The organism is Streptomyces sp. NPDC048671, assembly GCF_055587045.1.
This window is the reverse complement of the sequence record NZ_JBVJHB010000001.1, coordinates 619,605-633,900: the sequence shown is the minus strand read 5'-3', so window position 1 is coordinate 633,900 and position 14,296 is coordinate 619,605. Positions and strand designations below refer to the sequence as shown.

The following is a 14,296-nucleotide window of genomic DNA, read 5'->3' as shown; positions in this document are numbered from 1 at the left end:
CCGCGCCCGGCGTCACCCTCCACCCCGACGGCGACGTGCTTTCCGCGCGAGCGGAGGTGAGCCGGCTCCACTTACCGGCATGACCGAATCGGTGTCGTGCTTTCCGCGCGAGCGGAGGTGAGCCGATGATGGAGGACGAGCTCGGCGCAACTGCGGAGTGCTTTCCGCGCGAGCGGAGGTGAGCCGAGCGCGTGAACACGACCGACGTCACGGAGCCGGTGCTCTCCGCGCGAGCGGAGGTGAGCCGGCGCAGGTCGCGAAGAGTGTTGCCTGCTGGATGTGCTCTCCGCGCGAGCGGAGGTGAGCCGCACATCTGGGCCCCGGCCGGCACCGGCGACATGTGCTCTCCGCGCGAGCGGAGGTGAGCCGTTGAAGACCGTGCGCAGCGCGCTCGGCGCGATGTGCTCTCCGCGCGAGCGGAGGTGAACGGTACTGGGCGTACAGCCCGACTCGTCTGCCGCTACCAGCGGCTTTGCCTTGGAGGGGCCTCCGACCTGCGTCGGTGGCCCCTTCTTGGCTACGCCATGGCAAATGGTGTCATCGTGACCTTCACCCGAGGGCTCGCGCAGATGATTGCGCCGACGGCATCCACGCCCATACTTCAGCGGCTCTTGACCAGGCCGCGAGCCGACTCAGCGATGTGGGAGCGGGAGATCCCGGCCGCGTCGAGGAGCTCATCGGAGGTGCCCGATCCCGGCAGGCCGGTGACGGCGAGGTGGGCGAAGCGCGGGTGGCTACCGGACGACGCGAGAGCCGAGAGGACCGCTTCGCCGATACCTCCTTCGGAGTGGTGGTCCTCGGCCATGACCAGAGCTCCCGTGTCCGAGGCCGCGCGGACCAGAGTGCCGGCGTCGATGGGCTTGACCGAGTACAGGTCGATCACTCGGGCCGAGATGCCATCGGCGGCAAGTTCCTCGGCGGCGGCCAGGCACTCGTGCAGGGTCACACCGGCGCCGATCAGTGTGACTTGGTCGTCGTCGCCCCCGCGCAGGGTTTTGGAGCCCCCTGGCTGGAAGGTTTCGTCCCCGGCGTAGAGGACCGGATAGGCCCCGCGTGTGGTGCGCAGGTACGAGATGCCTTCGATGTCGGCCATGGCGGCCGTCAGGGCGGCGGCCGAGGTCGCGTCGGACGGATAGAGGACGGTGGATCCGAGGACGGCACGCATCATCGCAAGGTCCTCGACACCCATCTGGGACGGGCCGTCGGCTCCGATCTCCACGCCGCTGTGGGTCCCGCACAGGGCCATGGTGATCCCGGAGACGGCGGCCATCCGGATGAAGTCGTGCGCCCGGGTGAGGAAGGCGGCGAAAGTGGTCGCGTAGGGGCGATAGCCGCGCACGGCCATGCCGACGGCGGTGGCGATCATCTGCTGTTCGGCGATGTAGGTCTGGAAGTACCGCTCAGGGTGGACCTTCTTGAAGTCCTCGGCGTGCGTCGAGTTGCCGACCTCGGCGTCCAGGGCGACCACGTCGGGGCGGGCCCCGAGGGCAGCCAACGCCTTGCCGAAGGCGACCCGGGTGGCGACTTCGTCCCCGACGTCATAGCGGGGCAGCTCCACCGGGCCCGCTGCCGGGGCCGGGGCGAGGGTGGCCTCGGGCGGCCGGGGGCCGCGCACCCTGAGTTCGCGGATGCCGCCCAGTTCTGCCACGGCCCGCTCGGCGAGATCCTCGGGCAGCGGTTTGCCGTGCCAGCCCTCCTGGTCGGCGACCTCGCTGACACCCTTGCCCTTCACGGTCCTGGCGACGATGACGGTGGGCGCCTGCCCGTCGGCGGCGGTGCTCAGGGCCTGGTCGACCGCTTCGAGGTCGTGGCCGTCGACCACGATGGCCCGGCAGCCGAACGCCTCGGCACGCCGTGCGTAGGCAGCCGTATCCCACTGCAGCTCGGTCGGTCCGCTCTGACCGAGCCTGTTGACGTCGACGATCGCGGTGAAGTTGGCGAGCCGATGCCGCCCCGCTTTGTCGAGCGCCTCCCAGACGGAACCCTCGGTCATCTCGCTGTCCCCGCAGAGCACCCATACCCGGTAGGGCTGCTTCTCCAGGTTCCGGCCTGCCAGCGCGATGCCGACCCCGTACGCGATGCCCTGGCCCAGAGAGCCGGTAGCCAGGTCCACCCAGGGCAGAACCGGGGTGGGGTGGCCCTGGAGGCGGTGACCGAATCGACGGTACGTGGTCATCAGCTCCTCGTCATCGATGACTCCGGCGGCCTTGAACATGGCGTAGAGGAGGGGTGACGCATGCCCCTTGGAGAAGATCAGGTGGTCACCGGCGGGATTGTCCGGCGTCAACCAGTCGTAGTGCAGATGGCGAGCGAGCAGGACGGCCATCAGATCGGCCGCCGAGAGGCTGGAGGTGGGGTGCCCCGATCCTGCGGACGTGCTGGAGCGCACCGAGTCCACGCGCAGTTGCTGGGCGAGCTCGAAGACCTTGTCCAGGTCACTGTTGGAATCGAGTGTGGTCGGTCGGGTGGACATGGCCAGGCCTTTCGTACGGGGGCGGCGGTGCGACGGGAAACGAGTTCCCTGATCCGGGCGATCCATCACATCCCTGATCCGCTTGACCTCGTTCGGCCGTGGCCGCGCACAGACCCGACGCTGATCGCGTCCGTAACCCGTAACCCGGAACCGGAGCGCGAGGCCGTCGCCCGCCGAACCGCCCCGGCGGCTGGGCGTGCACCAGGTGCCGCACCCTGAACCAAGATGCGATCCGCCTGGATGCGCGCGTTGCCGAACCGTCTACGCGCTGCCGGTATCACCCGAATGAACGATCCCTCCTCCACGCTCGCAGTCCCTGGGCTACGGCGCATTTCGGCGTTCGAGGTGGCCTCCGGCACCGTCCAAGGAGACTCCTGACGGCTACCGTGGCCAGGGGGATTACGGTCGTGGGGCCAGTACGTGAGAGCTGACCCGACACGGTGGAGGAGCGCGAGGCTGATGGCTGTGGCTGCTGCCGAGCATGTAGCACCGGTGCTGGGGCTACCGTGCTGGGTCAACCTGAGGGTCAGCGACCTGAACGCCGCTCGGACCTTCTACTCGACGGTGCTGGGACGGGAATTCGGGGAAAGCCCGCTGGGTGACCACTACGTCGTCGCCCCGGCCCATGACGGCGCCACCTTCGGATTCCGGGAGGGCGCTGCACTCACCTGGCCGCCACTCCCTCTGCTTCTGGAGCGATTCGGATGAGACGAGGCACGGAACCCGTAAACGCTCGCAGTGCACTGCGCATCAGGAGAATTCTTGCGTCGGCGGCTCTGTTGCTTTTCGTCGTGGCCGCGGTGGCGCTCGCTCTCGGGGCGGCTGCCGCCGACCCCGGCGACACACCGAGCCGCACGGAACTGGCCGTTCTCGCAGGGGTGTGCGCCCTCGTCGCCGCAACCGCCGGCATCGACCTCCTGGTGCTCCGGCGGAAGCGGGGACGTCAGTGATCAGGTCGGCTGTCCGTCTTCGCCCGTCCACCGGGCGCATGAGACGACCACGACGAGAGGCCAGAACGACTGCGCGAATGTGGTGACGCGCTCGGCGGCTCCGGCCGAGCCGAACGCCAGGAGTGCGAGCAGAAACCACGCTCCCGCGAGCCACATCACCACGCTGGCTCCGGCGGACGGCACGGGCCGCAGGCCCCAAGGCATGGCCCTGCCGAGGGACGCGGCCGCTCGCCGGACCGACGCGGTCGCTCGTTCTGTTGGCAGTCGCACGGTGGAGGCGCCTGGCACTCGCACGGTGGAGGCGCCGCGTCGCACGGCCAGCACCGGCCACATCGCCAGCAGCGCGAATCCCACCACCACCACGGCACCGTGGGCGAACGAGCCGCCGCTGGGCGGCGCCGGGAACAGTGCGAGCAGCATCGACGAAACCCCGCCGCCCGCCAGCGCCACCCGTCCGAAGGGCGCGGCCAGACGCAGCCCGCAGGCGGTGACCATATGGCACACGCCGAGGGCCAGCAGGGCCGATGTCATCACCCAGTAGCCGGCGGCACCGTCGGCGGCGAGGATGCTGATCGTCGTCGATTCCGGGTCGTATCCGGGTCCCTGAAGTTCCGCCGCGACCGACCAGCCTCCGACGAGAAGGATCGGAGCGCACACCGAGGAGAACAGGACCCACCAGGGGACAGAGCGCACCGGAGAACGATAGAACGCCCCGGTCCGCGACTCCCGGTGTACACGCAGGCGGAGGCAGTGATCAGCCGTGTGGCCGTTTCCGTCGGCCCGGCCGGGGCGGAAGTCCTGCTGCCCGCTGACACTCCCTTCTCGTAGCGCGCGGGGCCAGCCGCTCGGAACGCCCACACGGACCGGTCCGCCGGTACGTCTCGCGACGACCAGGACTCGCGACGACCAGGACTCGCGACGACCAGGACTCGTCCGGCCGATCCCCCGCGTGTCCGTGGGGGAGTTCGAGAGGGCCATCGGTGCCCACGGGGCGCCAGGGCCGATGCCGTGGACGCGGATCTCATTGTGATCGCCGCGAGAGGGCTGCCGGCAACCATGTCGGTGAGCGGATACTGCCGCTTACCGACATGGTGGGGAATTCTGACGTGCTGCCAGTTGCGTGTTCAGTTGCGGAGCGGGGGCTCCCAGGCGGAGCCACCAAAGCGTGCCAGGGCTTCTCTGAGCTCAGTATCGAGGGGGTGCATCGGGGCGAGGGGAATGAGAGTAATCCATTCCTGCGGCGGTGGGGCGTCGGTGGAGGAGAGCGCGTGGTTATGGAGGATTGCCTGGATGGCGTGGTAGCGGGTCGGGCGCCCTGCTGAGTCGTGCACTGTCCGTACTGACAGGCGGCGGATGTCCTGTGGTGCAAGAACTGTGTGCCGATTGCGGTGCACGACTTCGATTCGATCGTGGTCGATGGTCACAGAGACAGACGTTCCGAGGAGTAGGCATCGGCGCACAAAGAGCACTAGTACCGCAAGCGGCCATGCCATACCGACGAGCACGACAGAAAGGTTGGATCTGATGCTCTCGCCCTCGCCATAGTCTGAGAAAAAAGCCACAAAAGCGAGCGCCAGTGCGATCAGTAGGAGAGACCTCCGCCATCGGCGACGCCAGGGTAGGCGCCAGGGCAGGCGCCGCTTGAAGCGGTAGGGCTGGGGCTGCGTCTGATTCGCTGCAGCCAGGCCTGTCAGCCGCTCTTGCAGGGCGATATTCCGCAAATGGTCATGGTTACCCGAAAGGTGGAGTGGGGGCTCCCAGGTGGAGCCTCCGAAGCGTGCCAGGGCTTCTCTGAGCTGAGTGTCGAGGGGGTGCATGGGAGCGAGGGAAATGAGAGTGATCCATTCCTGCGGTGGTGAAGTGTCGGTGGCGGACAACGCGTGGTCGTGGAGGATTGCCTGGATGGCGTGGTAGCGGGTCGGGTGCCCTGCTGAGTTGCGCATTGTCCGTACTGACAGGCGGCGGATGTCCTGTGGTGCAAGAATTATGTGCCGATTGCGGTGCACGACTTCGATTCGATCGTGGTCGATGGTCACAGAGGCAGACGTTCCGAGGAGTAGGCATCGGCGCACGAGGAGAGCTAGTGCCGCAAGCGGCCATGCCATACCGACGAGCACAATAAAAAGGTTGTATTGGATACTCTCGTCAAAGTTTGAGAAAAGAGCCACAAAAGTGAGTGCTGATGTGATCAGCAGGAGAGACCTCTGCCACCGGCGACGCCAGGGTAGGCGCCGCTTGAAGTGGTAGAGATGGGGCTTTTCCTGATCCGCTGTGGCCAGGTCTGTCATGCGCTTTTGTAGGGTAATATGCCGGACTGGTAATGGCCGTCCGATAGGCGGATTACTCCGAGCTGTCGAGCGTGGTCAAGGAATGCGTGCGTCCGCCAAGGGAGTCGCCCTGTCATGGCAAGTGCAGCTCGACCACAGTGCCATCGACCCCATGGCGTACAGCAGAACACCAAGACCGCTGGGGACACCATCACTGAAAGGGTAAGTATCGAAACTGGTGTCACGTCTTGCTGCTTGCTCGGTGCCCATACGAACAAGGCCGAGATGATGGTATAGAAAATTATGCAGGAAAGCGTGAACTTTCGCTCGCGCTTCAGTGTTCCTCGGGGATCGGGCGCCCGTCCGGAGCGAGTAGCTACCCGGAGAAAATGGAGGATCAACGACAGGATCAGGAAGATGAGCAGTAGTCCGAGATACGATTGCAAATCGTCGCGCTGATCGCTGATCCATACGAGGAGTGCCGCAGGGAGTAGGGAAATGACAAGAATGATTTCCCGCCGCCCGAACCATTTGGTATCGGGGCTGGTCACGCTCCTGTATCCATAGAATATGACGGATTCGACGGAGCCTTCGAATAATATCTGACTTATGGGAGAGGGGAGGCCGTTGGGTCGGTCCCGTGTGGAGTAAATGACTGCGAGGATGGCCACAAGAGAGGAAATTAGAAAGAATTGGCCAACCAGCACTGCACTGCGGGGTGCGGCGCGTGACAGTTCGAGGTCGCGGGAGTACATGTATGAGAAGCGTCGGGCAAGGTAACTCAGGTAAGTTTGGGCTTTCCGTGTTTGCCAGCGATTCTTCCGGGATTTGGTCGCACTCGGCCCAGCGCCGAAAACAGATGGGATGAGCGCGTCCAACAGGTGGTTCCGTACGGCCTGGGCATCGATCAGACGATTCCGGTCAGCGAGCAGTTGCGGACTGGTGGCGGTGGCTGTTCGCCTGGCCAGCCACAGCATCAGGGGTGTGTCCAGAGAGGACGCCAGCACGCCGCTCGGTTCTCCGTAGAGTTGCTCGATAACGGGAGCCCATCGCTGGCGCACCCCGTGCTGCCCGCCTGTGAGATAGTGCTCCGCCACTTCTCTACCGACGGGTCGGGAGCGCAGCGTCAGAGCAGGCAGCGAATCACTGCCCCCGGCCTCTCGGAACTCACCCTCGCGACAGGTCAAGATCACCGTGTCGGACGGGGACAGGGTCCCGGCAAGGGCGGCAAGCACGCGGTCTCGCCGCTCCGGCGGCAGTTCGTCAAGGCCGTCCAGAACTGGGAAGACCACGCCTGAATCGACGAGATCGACCAGGACGTCCCTGCCGAGCCGTTTGTCGAGTGCTGGGTACAGCGAAGCCAGCTGCCCTACGAACCAGACCCGAAGATGAACAAGCTCGGGATCCCACGACGTGGCAGTCGTGAGAACGGGAAGGGGAATCGTGTGATCGGCCGCCGCACGTTCCCCCAGCTCCCTGGCGAGCAGCAGCGCGAGCGTGCTCTTGCCCGAGCCGCCGTCGCCTACCAGAACCAGCCGCCGCGCCGACATCGCCAAGAACGCGTCTGCGACCGCAGCCGGGCCGGACAGGACCTGCCGCTCACCGCTTGCCGTGCCGGCATCCGGTCCTGGAAGCACTTCCCAGGGAACCTTCAGCTCTCCGAACTGGTAGAGACCCCGCAAGGCCACCTCGTCCGCGGTATGCCGCGAGAGTGCCTCCCTCACCGCCTCCGCCGCGTCGGACAGGCGACGACCGCCACTGTGATGGACGTGCACTCCACCGTGGACGACGCCCGCCTGAACCAGCTGGTCCGCGTGCCCCGAGACACTGTTACGCACATCACCGTTGTCCACCGGTCCCCCTGCGAGCGATCTCAGAACGCGACGAACGGGAGTGGAGCCTTGCCCGCCGTCCCCTCACACGGAAAATATCCATCCATCCCACCAACGCCGGCTGGAAACCATCGACCGGACGCGTAAAGCCCCGTCCACCCATCGTCCACATCGGCTGAAATGCCGACCGCACCGGTGAGGACCCGCCCTACTCCCGAGCGCGCTGCTCCGGCGCGGTGGCGGCACCGAAAGAAACCCCACCGTGGATCTCACGTGTCTGCAGCACATTGCCCTGTCGGCCACCCGTGATGGTGTTGCTCACCGCACCCCCGGGCTGACCGATGAGCCGCACACGCTCCTCATCCCACGCACTCAGCGCTCGCGCGAACTGAGGATCGCTACTGGCCCTCGCACGCAGGACGTCCACGAGCGCATCCGCTGCCGCGCGGTCCCCAGGGGCCTGCTCCAACTCCTCCAGCTCCCTCACCCCTGGCCCGAACGGACGACGAATGAGATCGACCAGAGCGGCCCAAAGCTGCGTGCCGGCCGCACCTCCCGCGCTGTCGGCCAGCGCCACCAGCCCAGCAGCGGAAATCGCATCCATCGGCTCAACCAACTTTCTCCACAACCGCATCCGTGAACTCATTCAAGCGGTTTCTGCAAGCCGAGGCAGCGCAGTCACCCAGATTGCGCCATACGGAGGGCACACCACGACATCCGCGCCAACCGCTCTCCGTACGGCGTTGTGGCACCTCCCACACTTCGGATCGGCCCGCCGCCCGTGGCTCTCAGCTTCCCGACCCGGCGCCGAACATTGTCGAGAAACAGTAGGGAGACCGTGAGTGGCGCAGATAGGCGCGGGTCAGGGCGCCGTTGGCGGCGAGGCCGCGGAAGTCGAAGAACGGGGCGGGCCTGCGCAGTTCCCACCCGACCTTGGGCGCGGCGGCCAGGACGAAGACGGCGAGGGTGGGCCGGCTGATGTGCGGGAGGCCCATCAGGAGGATGACCAGCGCGGTCATCGATGTGGCGAAGCCGATGATGCCCACCAGATCGATCCGGGCCGAGACCTGGCGCGGTCCGCTGCGGGCGCGGTCGAGGGGACGGGGCCTCGGGCAGCCACCGTACGGCCATGACCAGGGCGGTCAGGGTGACCGGGATGGTGATCAGGAAGGCCACGAGAGGCTCTGCGCGACCGGATGCCTGAGCGCGGTGAGCCGACCCGGCATACCGTCGACTCGACCGCCGGTGAGGCAGGAGGAGGGAAGAAACGTGCGCGAACTCGGCCCGTCCGAGGGGAGACTGCTTCGCGCGTGGTCGCAGGGCGTGGCGGGCGACCGGCGCGCGGCATCGGTGCCCGAGGTGCTGGAGCGGTGCCTGGCCGTGCAGGCACAGGACGCGAGGGCCGCGGCGCTCGGCATCAGGGCGCGCGGCTCCGGGCTGACCGAGGCAGACGTGCACCGGGCGCTCGGCGCCGCGCGAACCGTGGTGCGGGGCTGGTTCATGCGGGGCACGCTGTACATGGTCCCGGCCCGTGACGCGGTCTGGCTCCGCGAACTGCTCGCACCGCAACTGCTGCGCCGCAGCGAGCGCCGGTACCGCGAGCTGGGGCTCGGGCCGGCCGAGCTGGCCCTCGGGGAGCGGGTGATCACCGAGGCCCTCGCGGACGGCCCCCTGACGCGGGACCAGCTCGCGGCGCGGATGAACGGAGCGGGCCTCCAGGCCTCCGGGCAGGTCCCGTTCCACCTCGTCCGCCGGTCCGCTCTGCTCGGGACCGCGTGTTTCGGCCCGGTCCGGGAGGACGGCTCCGCCACCTATGTGCTCGCGAAGGACTGGCTGTCCGACTCGGCCGGACCCTCCGGTGCGGACGCGGTCGGAGAGCTGCTGCGCAGATACCTGGAGGCGCACGGGCCGGCGACGGTGGCCGACTTCGCCACCTGGTCGGGGCTCGGGCTGCCCGCCGTACGCCCGGTGTGGAAGAGACTGCTCGCGGCCGGTGTGGCCGAACCGTGCCGCGTCGACGGCCGGGACGAGTACGCGCTGCCGGCCGGTGCGCCGTCCGGTCTGGAGCCGACAGGCGATGTCCGGTTGCTGCCGGCCTACGACAACTACCTGCTGGGATTCGCCGATCGCCGGCTGTCCGTCGAGCCCGAGCACGCCCGTATGGTCTGGCCGGGCGGTGGTCAGATCAGCCCCACCGCGGTGGTGGACGGACTGGTCCGCGGAGTGTGGCGCCGTGACCGCACACGTGCCGTCGCCCTGGACCTGTTCGACGCCGCTCCCGACGACGCCGGCGCGAAGGCCCTGAACACGGAGGCCCCGGACGCGAAGGCCCCGGACTGGAAGTCCCTGAACGCGGAGGCCCTCGACGCCGAGGTCCGCGACATCTCCCGCTTTCTCGCTGCGTAACTCCGGGCCGACCGCCCCCTTCTACGGTCTCGGGAGATGCGGAGGCCATGGGGCCCTGGAGTCGTGGACCCCAGGGCCCCGGTGGTCAGCGCCGGGAGTGATCCGGACTCGTGATCCGGAACCGGGCCATGTTCCCCTCGGTGGCCGACCGGTTGAAGCCGGCCTTCTCCAGCACACGGACCGAGGCCGGGTTCGACAGTTCCACGTTGGCGGACACGGTGTGGACGCCTGGTGCGGTGAGGGCGAACTCCGCCAGGGCCTGGGTGGCCTCGGGGGCGTAGCCCCGGCCGCGGCGGGAGGCCACAATGCCGTATCCGATTTCGAGGACGCCCTCGGTGGGCGGCCAGAAGAGGCCGATCGAGCCCACCACCAAGCCGCTCTCGCGCTCGATGACCAGACGGTGGCCGTGTTCACCGAGCCAGGCGGAGTGCTGGTCGAAGAGGCCCGCGATCACGCGATCGCCCTCGGCGGGAAAGTCGTCCGCCCAGTGCGCGGACCTGCTGTCGTCGAGTACCGCAGTGGCCTCGCTCATGGTCCAGGACCGAAGCGTGAGCCGCTCGGTGACCAAGTCGACGTGGGCAGACGAGGAAATGGAAGAGGAAGAGGAAGAGGAAGACAAGTGTCACTCCTGGTCGTTGGAACGACCCGGGCCGCGCTCTACTGTCGCGCGGGCCGGACAGGGGCACGCTGATGAAGGCCGTCGGCAACCATATTCATCAACCTCCCCGTCCCGTGATCACACGCTTCTCGCGCCGACGCGACAGTAGCAATCTCCCTCAGCCTGGGCAAAGCATTTTCGGCCGAGACCCAGGGCAGGCACTTGGCACATCGCCCAACCGCGCCACCAGGGCGGGGGGATTGGGGTGGACGTGGACGCGGGCGACCGTCATACCGTCCTCGTCACGCCGTTCTCCGGCGGCCGGTGGAGGCGGCGGCGGTGTTCGCGGCCACGATCACCGCGATGGCGAGCCAGGCGAGGGTATCGAGCCGCTGCCCGAGCACGGCGAGGCCGACCAGGGCGGCGAAGACCGGGTTGACGCTCATGAACATGCCGAAGAAGTGCGCCGGGACGCGGCGTAGCGCTAGCAGGTCGGCCAGGAACGGCACCGCCGAGGAGAGCACCCCCGCGGTGAGAGCGCAGCCCAGCGCGGCGGGGGTGGGCGGGTGGTGCCACAGCACCCATGCGCCGACGGGCAGGTAGAGGGTGGCGGAGACGGCCGCTGCGGCGGCTGAGCCCTCCAGGCCGGGCAGGCGGGTGCCGACGGTCCGGTTGAGCAGGATGTAGCAGGCCCAGCATGCCGCGGCCAGCAGAGCCAGGCCGATGCCCAGGTAGTCGGTGGAGGGCGTGGGCCGGGTGAGGACGGCCACCGCGCCGGCGGCGGCCACGGCGGCGGCCAGGTCGGCACGGCGGCGGGAGCCGGCCAGGGCCACGGCCAGCGGGCCGAGGAACTCCAGCGTGACCGCCAGCCCGAGTCCGATCCGCTCGATCGCCATGTACAGCGACAGGTTCATCCCCGCGAACACCAGCGCGAGGCCCAGGACGGGGCGCCACTGCGCGGCGCTGAAGTGCCGCAGCCGGGGCCGGCCGACGGCTCCGAGTACGACGGCGGCCACCCACTGGCGCACCGCCACCACCCCGGCGGGCCCCAGTACCGGGAAGGCCAGCGCCGCGACGGAGGCGCCCGTCTGGTTGGACAGCCCGCTGCCCAGCATCAGAGCCACCCCGGCCCCGCGCCCCGCACCCCGCGAAGGGGCGGTCCCGTCGGCCCCGGTGGAGCGGAGCGGCGCGGTCGGAGAGGTATCGGGCTTCATGCCACCCACGATGGGAGACGCACAGCTATACGCATAATGCATCCAGGCACGCACCTATACGCTGGACGCATGGATGAGTCGGGGAGCAGGGCGGCCGGGCTGGAGCTGAGGCATCTGCGGTGCCTGGTCGCCATCGTGGACACCGGCAGCTTCACCGATGCCGCCCACACGCTCGGCATCTCCCAGGCCGCCGTCTCCCGCACCCTCGCCGGCCTCGAAAGCCTCCTCGGGGTACGGCTGCTGCACCGCACCAGCCGCAGCGTCGCCCCCACCGCCGCAGGGGTGCAGGCGCTGGCACGCGCACGCGTCCTGCTCGCCGGCGCCGACGAACTCGTCCGCGAAGCCACCACCGGCCACACCCGCCTGCACATCGGCCACGCCTGGTCCGCCTTCGGCCGGCACACCACCGAGTTCCAGCGCCGCTGGCACGAACAGCACCCCGAGACCGAACTGCGCCTCATCCGCCACAACACCCCCACCGGCGGCCTCGCCGAAGGGCTGTGCGACCTCGCCGTCATCCGTGCGCCGATCGACCTCGAACCGTGGTCCCACGCCCGGATCGGCGATGAGGCCCGCTACGTCGCCATGGCGTCCGACGACGCCTGGGCCCGCCGCCGCGGTATCCGCCTGGACGAGATTCCCGGCCGCACCCTGGCCATCGACCGACGCACCGGCACCACCGCCCTGGACCTGTGGCCGGAGCGGGACCGGCCCGCGGTCGAGTACACCCACGACATCGACGACTGGCTCGCCGCCATCGCCACCGGCCGCTGCATCGGACTCACTCCCCAGGCCACCGCCGCCCAGTACCGCCGCGACGGCATCACCTATCGCCCCCTCCGTGGCGCCGAACCGGTCCCCGTCCACCTCATCTGGCGCGCCCACACCACCCACCCCGCCACCCACACCGCGATCGCGCTCGCCGCCGGCCTCTACCGCGAAGGCGAGGGCGCCCCGCGCTCGCGTAAATGATCTGATCGGTGCGAGCAGATCCGTGCGGGGCCGGCCGGCCGGCCGGGATCCCCCTCGGACCACCGAGTCAGTGCGGCTCAGCTGCCGGCCAGGCGCGCGGGTAGGGGACGCGCAGTGCCTCGGCTGTCGTCGGGGTGTGTTCGGCGGCCGCGTACAGGCGCCCGTCGCGGAGGGCGACCGCGCCGCCGGCGAGCATGGTCGAGACCAGTTCGGCGGTGAGGGACTCGGGGGCCACGCCCAGGAGGCGCGCGGCGTCGGTCAGCCAGGTCCGGGCAAGGAGGTACGGCTCGACCTCGTCGGCCGGGATCCCTTCGCGGATCATCAGCGCGAAGGCGAAGATCCGCCGCGCGCCGTACCAGACCGCTCCGGCGGGGTCGTCGACCAGGCGCTGGGCCCGGCGCAGGGCGGCGGTGAACGCGGAGGCGGGATCGGTGGGGACCGGGCCGTGGGAGGGCAGGATGACGCGCGGTGCGAGGTCGGCCATCCGCTGCAGGGAGGTGAGCGCGGTGGTGGCGGCGTCGGGGCCGTCGAGGGCGAGGTTGACCCAGCCGACGTCGTAGTCCGACAGTGCGTCACCGACGACGAGGAGCCGCTCATCCGGCTGCCACAGGGCCAGGTGGCCCGGGGTGTGGCCGGGGGTCCTCATGACTTCCCAGTCGGTGTCCCCGAGGCGGAGGACCTGTTGGTCGTCGAGCGCGAGGTCGACGGTGTACGGGGGCACGGGCTGGTCGAGGTACTCGGCCGCACAACAGCCGGGGTCCCGGCGGGAGATTGCCTCCGCCTCCGGTGCCCCGGCCGCGATCGCGGCGCCCTGGGCCTGGAGGAGGGCGTTGCCGCCGACGTGGTCGGAGTGCCAGTGGGTGTTCACGACGAGGGCGACCTGCCCGGCCTCGGCGCGGGCCCAGGCCGCGGTCTCCCGCGCGTGCGCGACGAACCCGCTGTCGACGAGGGCCGGTTGCCGTCCCGGTAGCAGGAGCGTGTTGGCGTCGGGGAACGGGCGCTGCCACCACGTGACCCAGGCCGGCAACGACGGCGCGGCCGTGCGGGGGCTCACTCGGCGGCCCTGTTCGCGCGGACCAGGGACTGCCGGCCAGGGCTCGCCTGCTCCTGCTCCTGATCATGCTCATGCTGGGTCTGGTCTGCCACGTACGTGCTCTCCTTCAAGTCCGTGTCGGGCGGATCGGGGCGGGTCCTCAGCCGGCCAGACGTTCCACCAGCAGGAAGGCGCCGATGCCGATCATCATGGCACCGCTGGTCCGGGTGACGGTCCGGGCGGCCGAGGGCCGGGTCCGCAGAGCCGTGCGGGCCAGGACTCCGACGGAGAGACCAGCCCGACACCGTCACCGCCTTCGAAGAGGCCGTCGCCGGCATCCCGCACGTCCTGCGGGCCCAGCGCCTCTTTTGGCGAACCCGACTACCTCCTGCGCGTCGCCACTGCCGACCTGGCCGCCTTCCAGCAGCTGTACGACCAGCAGCTCGCCCGACTGCCGGGGGTCCAGCGCCTGACCTCCACCCTCGTCATGAAGAACGTCATCGACGACCGCCCCCTGCCCGAGCAGTCGTAAGCGCCATCCGCGGGCCCCG

Annotated in this window: 13 protein-coding genes, 2 pseudogenes and 1 CRISPR repeat array (1 of these 16 running past the window's edge); of the genes and pseudogenes, 5 read left to right on the top strand and 10 right to left on the bottom strand. The window is 69.1% G+C overall.

Annotated elements, in window-relative coordinates; genetic code table 11:
* A CRISPR array of direct repeats spans positions 1–430; the repeat unit is 29 nt; unit sequence GTGCTCTCCGCGCGAGCGGAGGTGAGCCG (it extends 270 nt beyond the left edge of the window).
* Between the two features lie 171 nt (positions 431–601).
* Positions 602–2,473 carry a transketolase gene (locus ACZ6S6_RS02915; protein ID WP_469703415.1) on the bottom strand — a complete coding sequence of 624 codons (1,872 nt, stop codon included), beginning with the start codon at positions 2,471–2,473 and terminating at the stop codon, positions 602–604.
* A gap of 459 nt (positions 2,474–2,932) precedes the next feature.
* Here ACZ6S6_RS02915 and ACZ6S6_RS02910 point away from each other — a divergent pair, with 459 nt between their 5' ends.
* Together ACZ6S6_RS02910 and ACZ6S6_RS02905 are read left to right on the top strand one after the other, a co-directional pair.
* The gene (locus tag ACZ6S6_RS02910; RefSeq protein ID WP_362957028.1) at positions 2,933–3,181 is read left to right on the top strand and encodes a VOC family protein; all 249 of its coding nucleotides are present in this window, start codon (positions 2,933–2,935) and stop codon (positions 3,179–3,181) included.
* Positions 3,182–3,252: 71 nt separating this feature from the next.
* Positions 3,253–3,423, top strand: coding sequence for a hypothetical protein (locus ACZ6S6_RS02905; protein WP_362957031.1), 171 nt, complete (start codon positions 3,253–3,255; stop codon positions 3,421–3,423).
* Here the strand turns inward: ACZ6S6_RS02905 and ACZ6S6_RS02900 are convergent, their stop codons facing one another.
* The 5 genes from ACZ6S6_RS02900 to ACZ6S6_RS02880 all read right to left on the bottom strand — a co-directional run bounded on the left by ACZ6S6_RS02900 (position 3,424) and on the right by ACZ6S6_RS02880 (position 8,568).
* Positions 3,424–4,116 carry a DUF998 domain-containing protein gene (locus ACZ6S6_RS02900; protein WP_362957034.1) on the bottom strand — a complete coding sequence of 231 codons (693 nt, stop codon included), beginning with the start codon at positions 4,114–4,116 and terminating at the stop codon, positions 3,424–3,426.
* Between the two features lie 431 nt (positions 4,117–4,547).
* Entirely contained in the window at positions 4,548–5,711 is a 1,164-nt protein-coding gene (locus ACZ6S6_RS02895; RefSeq protein WP_469703411.1) for a hypothetical protein, read from the bottom strand.
* Positions 5,708–7,543 carry an NACHT domain-containing protein gene (locus ACZ6S6_RS02890; RefSeq protein WP_469703409.1) on the bottom strand — a complete coding sequence of 612 codons (1,836 nt, stop codon included), beginning with the start codon at positions 7,541–7,543 and terminating at the stop codon, positions 5,708–5,710. The genes ACZ6S6_RS02895 and ACZ6S6_RS02890 overlap by 4 nt, the downstream gene beginning before the upstream one ends.
* 187 nt (positions 7,544–7,730) lie before the next feature.
* Positions 7,731–8,168, bottom strand: a complete 438-nt coding sequence (locus tag ACZ6S6_RS02885; RefSeq protein ID WP_362957040.1) for a hypothetical protein — start codon at positions 8,166–8,168, stop codon at positions 7,731–7,733.
* Between the two features lie 142 nt (positions 8,169–8,310).
* Positions 8,311–8,568, bottom strand: a complete 258-nt coding sequence (locus ACZ6S6_RS02880) for a hypothetical protein (protein ID WP_362957043.1) — start codon at positions 8,566–8,568, stop codon at positions 8,311–8,313.
* A 223-nt stretch (positions 8,569–8,791) separates the two neighbouring features.
* On the opposite strand from ACZ6S6_RS02880, the gene ACZ6S6_RS02875 reads away from it, so the two are divergent.
* The gene (locus ACZ6S6_RS02875; protein WP_469703406.1) at positions 8,792–9,928 is read left to right on the top strand and encodes a winged helix DNA-binding domain-containing protein; all 1,137 of its coding nucleotides are present in this window, start codon (positions 8,792–8,794) and stop codon (positions 9,926–9,928) included.
* An 85-nt stretch (positions 9,929–10,013) separates the two neighbouring features.
* Here ACZ6S6_RS02875 and ACZ6S6_RS02870 read toward each other — a convergent pair whose 3' ends face one another.
* Entirely contained in the window at positions 10,014–10,547 is a 534-nt protein-coding gene (locus ACZ6S6_RS02870; protein WP_362957049.1) for a GNAT family N-acetyltransferase, read from the bottom strand.
* Between the two features lie 281 nt (positions 10,548–10,828).
* Positions 10,829–11,641, bottom strand: a complete 813-nt coding sequence (locus ACZ6S6_RS02865) for an EamA family transporter (RefSeq protein ID WP_469703843.1) — start codon at positions 11,639–11,641, stop codon at positions 10,829–10,831.
* Between the two features lie 168 nt (positions 11,642–11,809).
* On the opposite strand from ACZ6S6_RS02865, the gene ACZ6S6_RS02860 reads away from it, so the two are divergent.
* Entirely contained in the window at positions 11,810–12,712 is a 903-nt protein-coding gene (locus ACZ6S6_RS02860; protein ID WP_362957055.1) for a LysR family transcriptional regulator, read from the top strand.
* 67 nt (positions 12,713–12,779) lie between these two features.
* Here the strand turns inward: ACZ6S6_RS02860 and ACZ6S6_RS02855 are convergent, their stop codons facing one another.
* Entirely contained in the window at positions 12,780–13,766 is a 987-nt protein-coding gene (locus ACZ6S6_RS02855) for an MBL fold metallo-hydrolase (protein WP_362957057.1), read from the bottom strand.
* Between the two features lie 139 nt (positions 13,767–13,905).
* Positions 13,906–14,037: pseudogene (locus tag ACZ6S6_RS02850) on the bottom strand (LysE family translocator); the annotation flags it as partial.
* Between ACZ6S6_RS02850 and ACZ6S6_RS02845 the strand changes: the two are divergent.
* A pseudogene (locus ACZ6S6_RS02845) lies at positions 14,031–14,277 on the top strand (Lrp/AsnC ligand binding domain-containing protein); the annotation flags it as partial. The pseudogenes ACZ6S6_RS02850 and ACZ6S6_RS02845 sit on opposite strands and share 7 nt — an antisense overlap.
* Positions 14,278–14,296 lie beyond the last annotated feature (19 nt).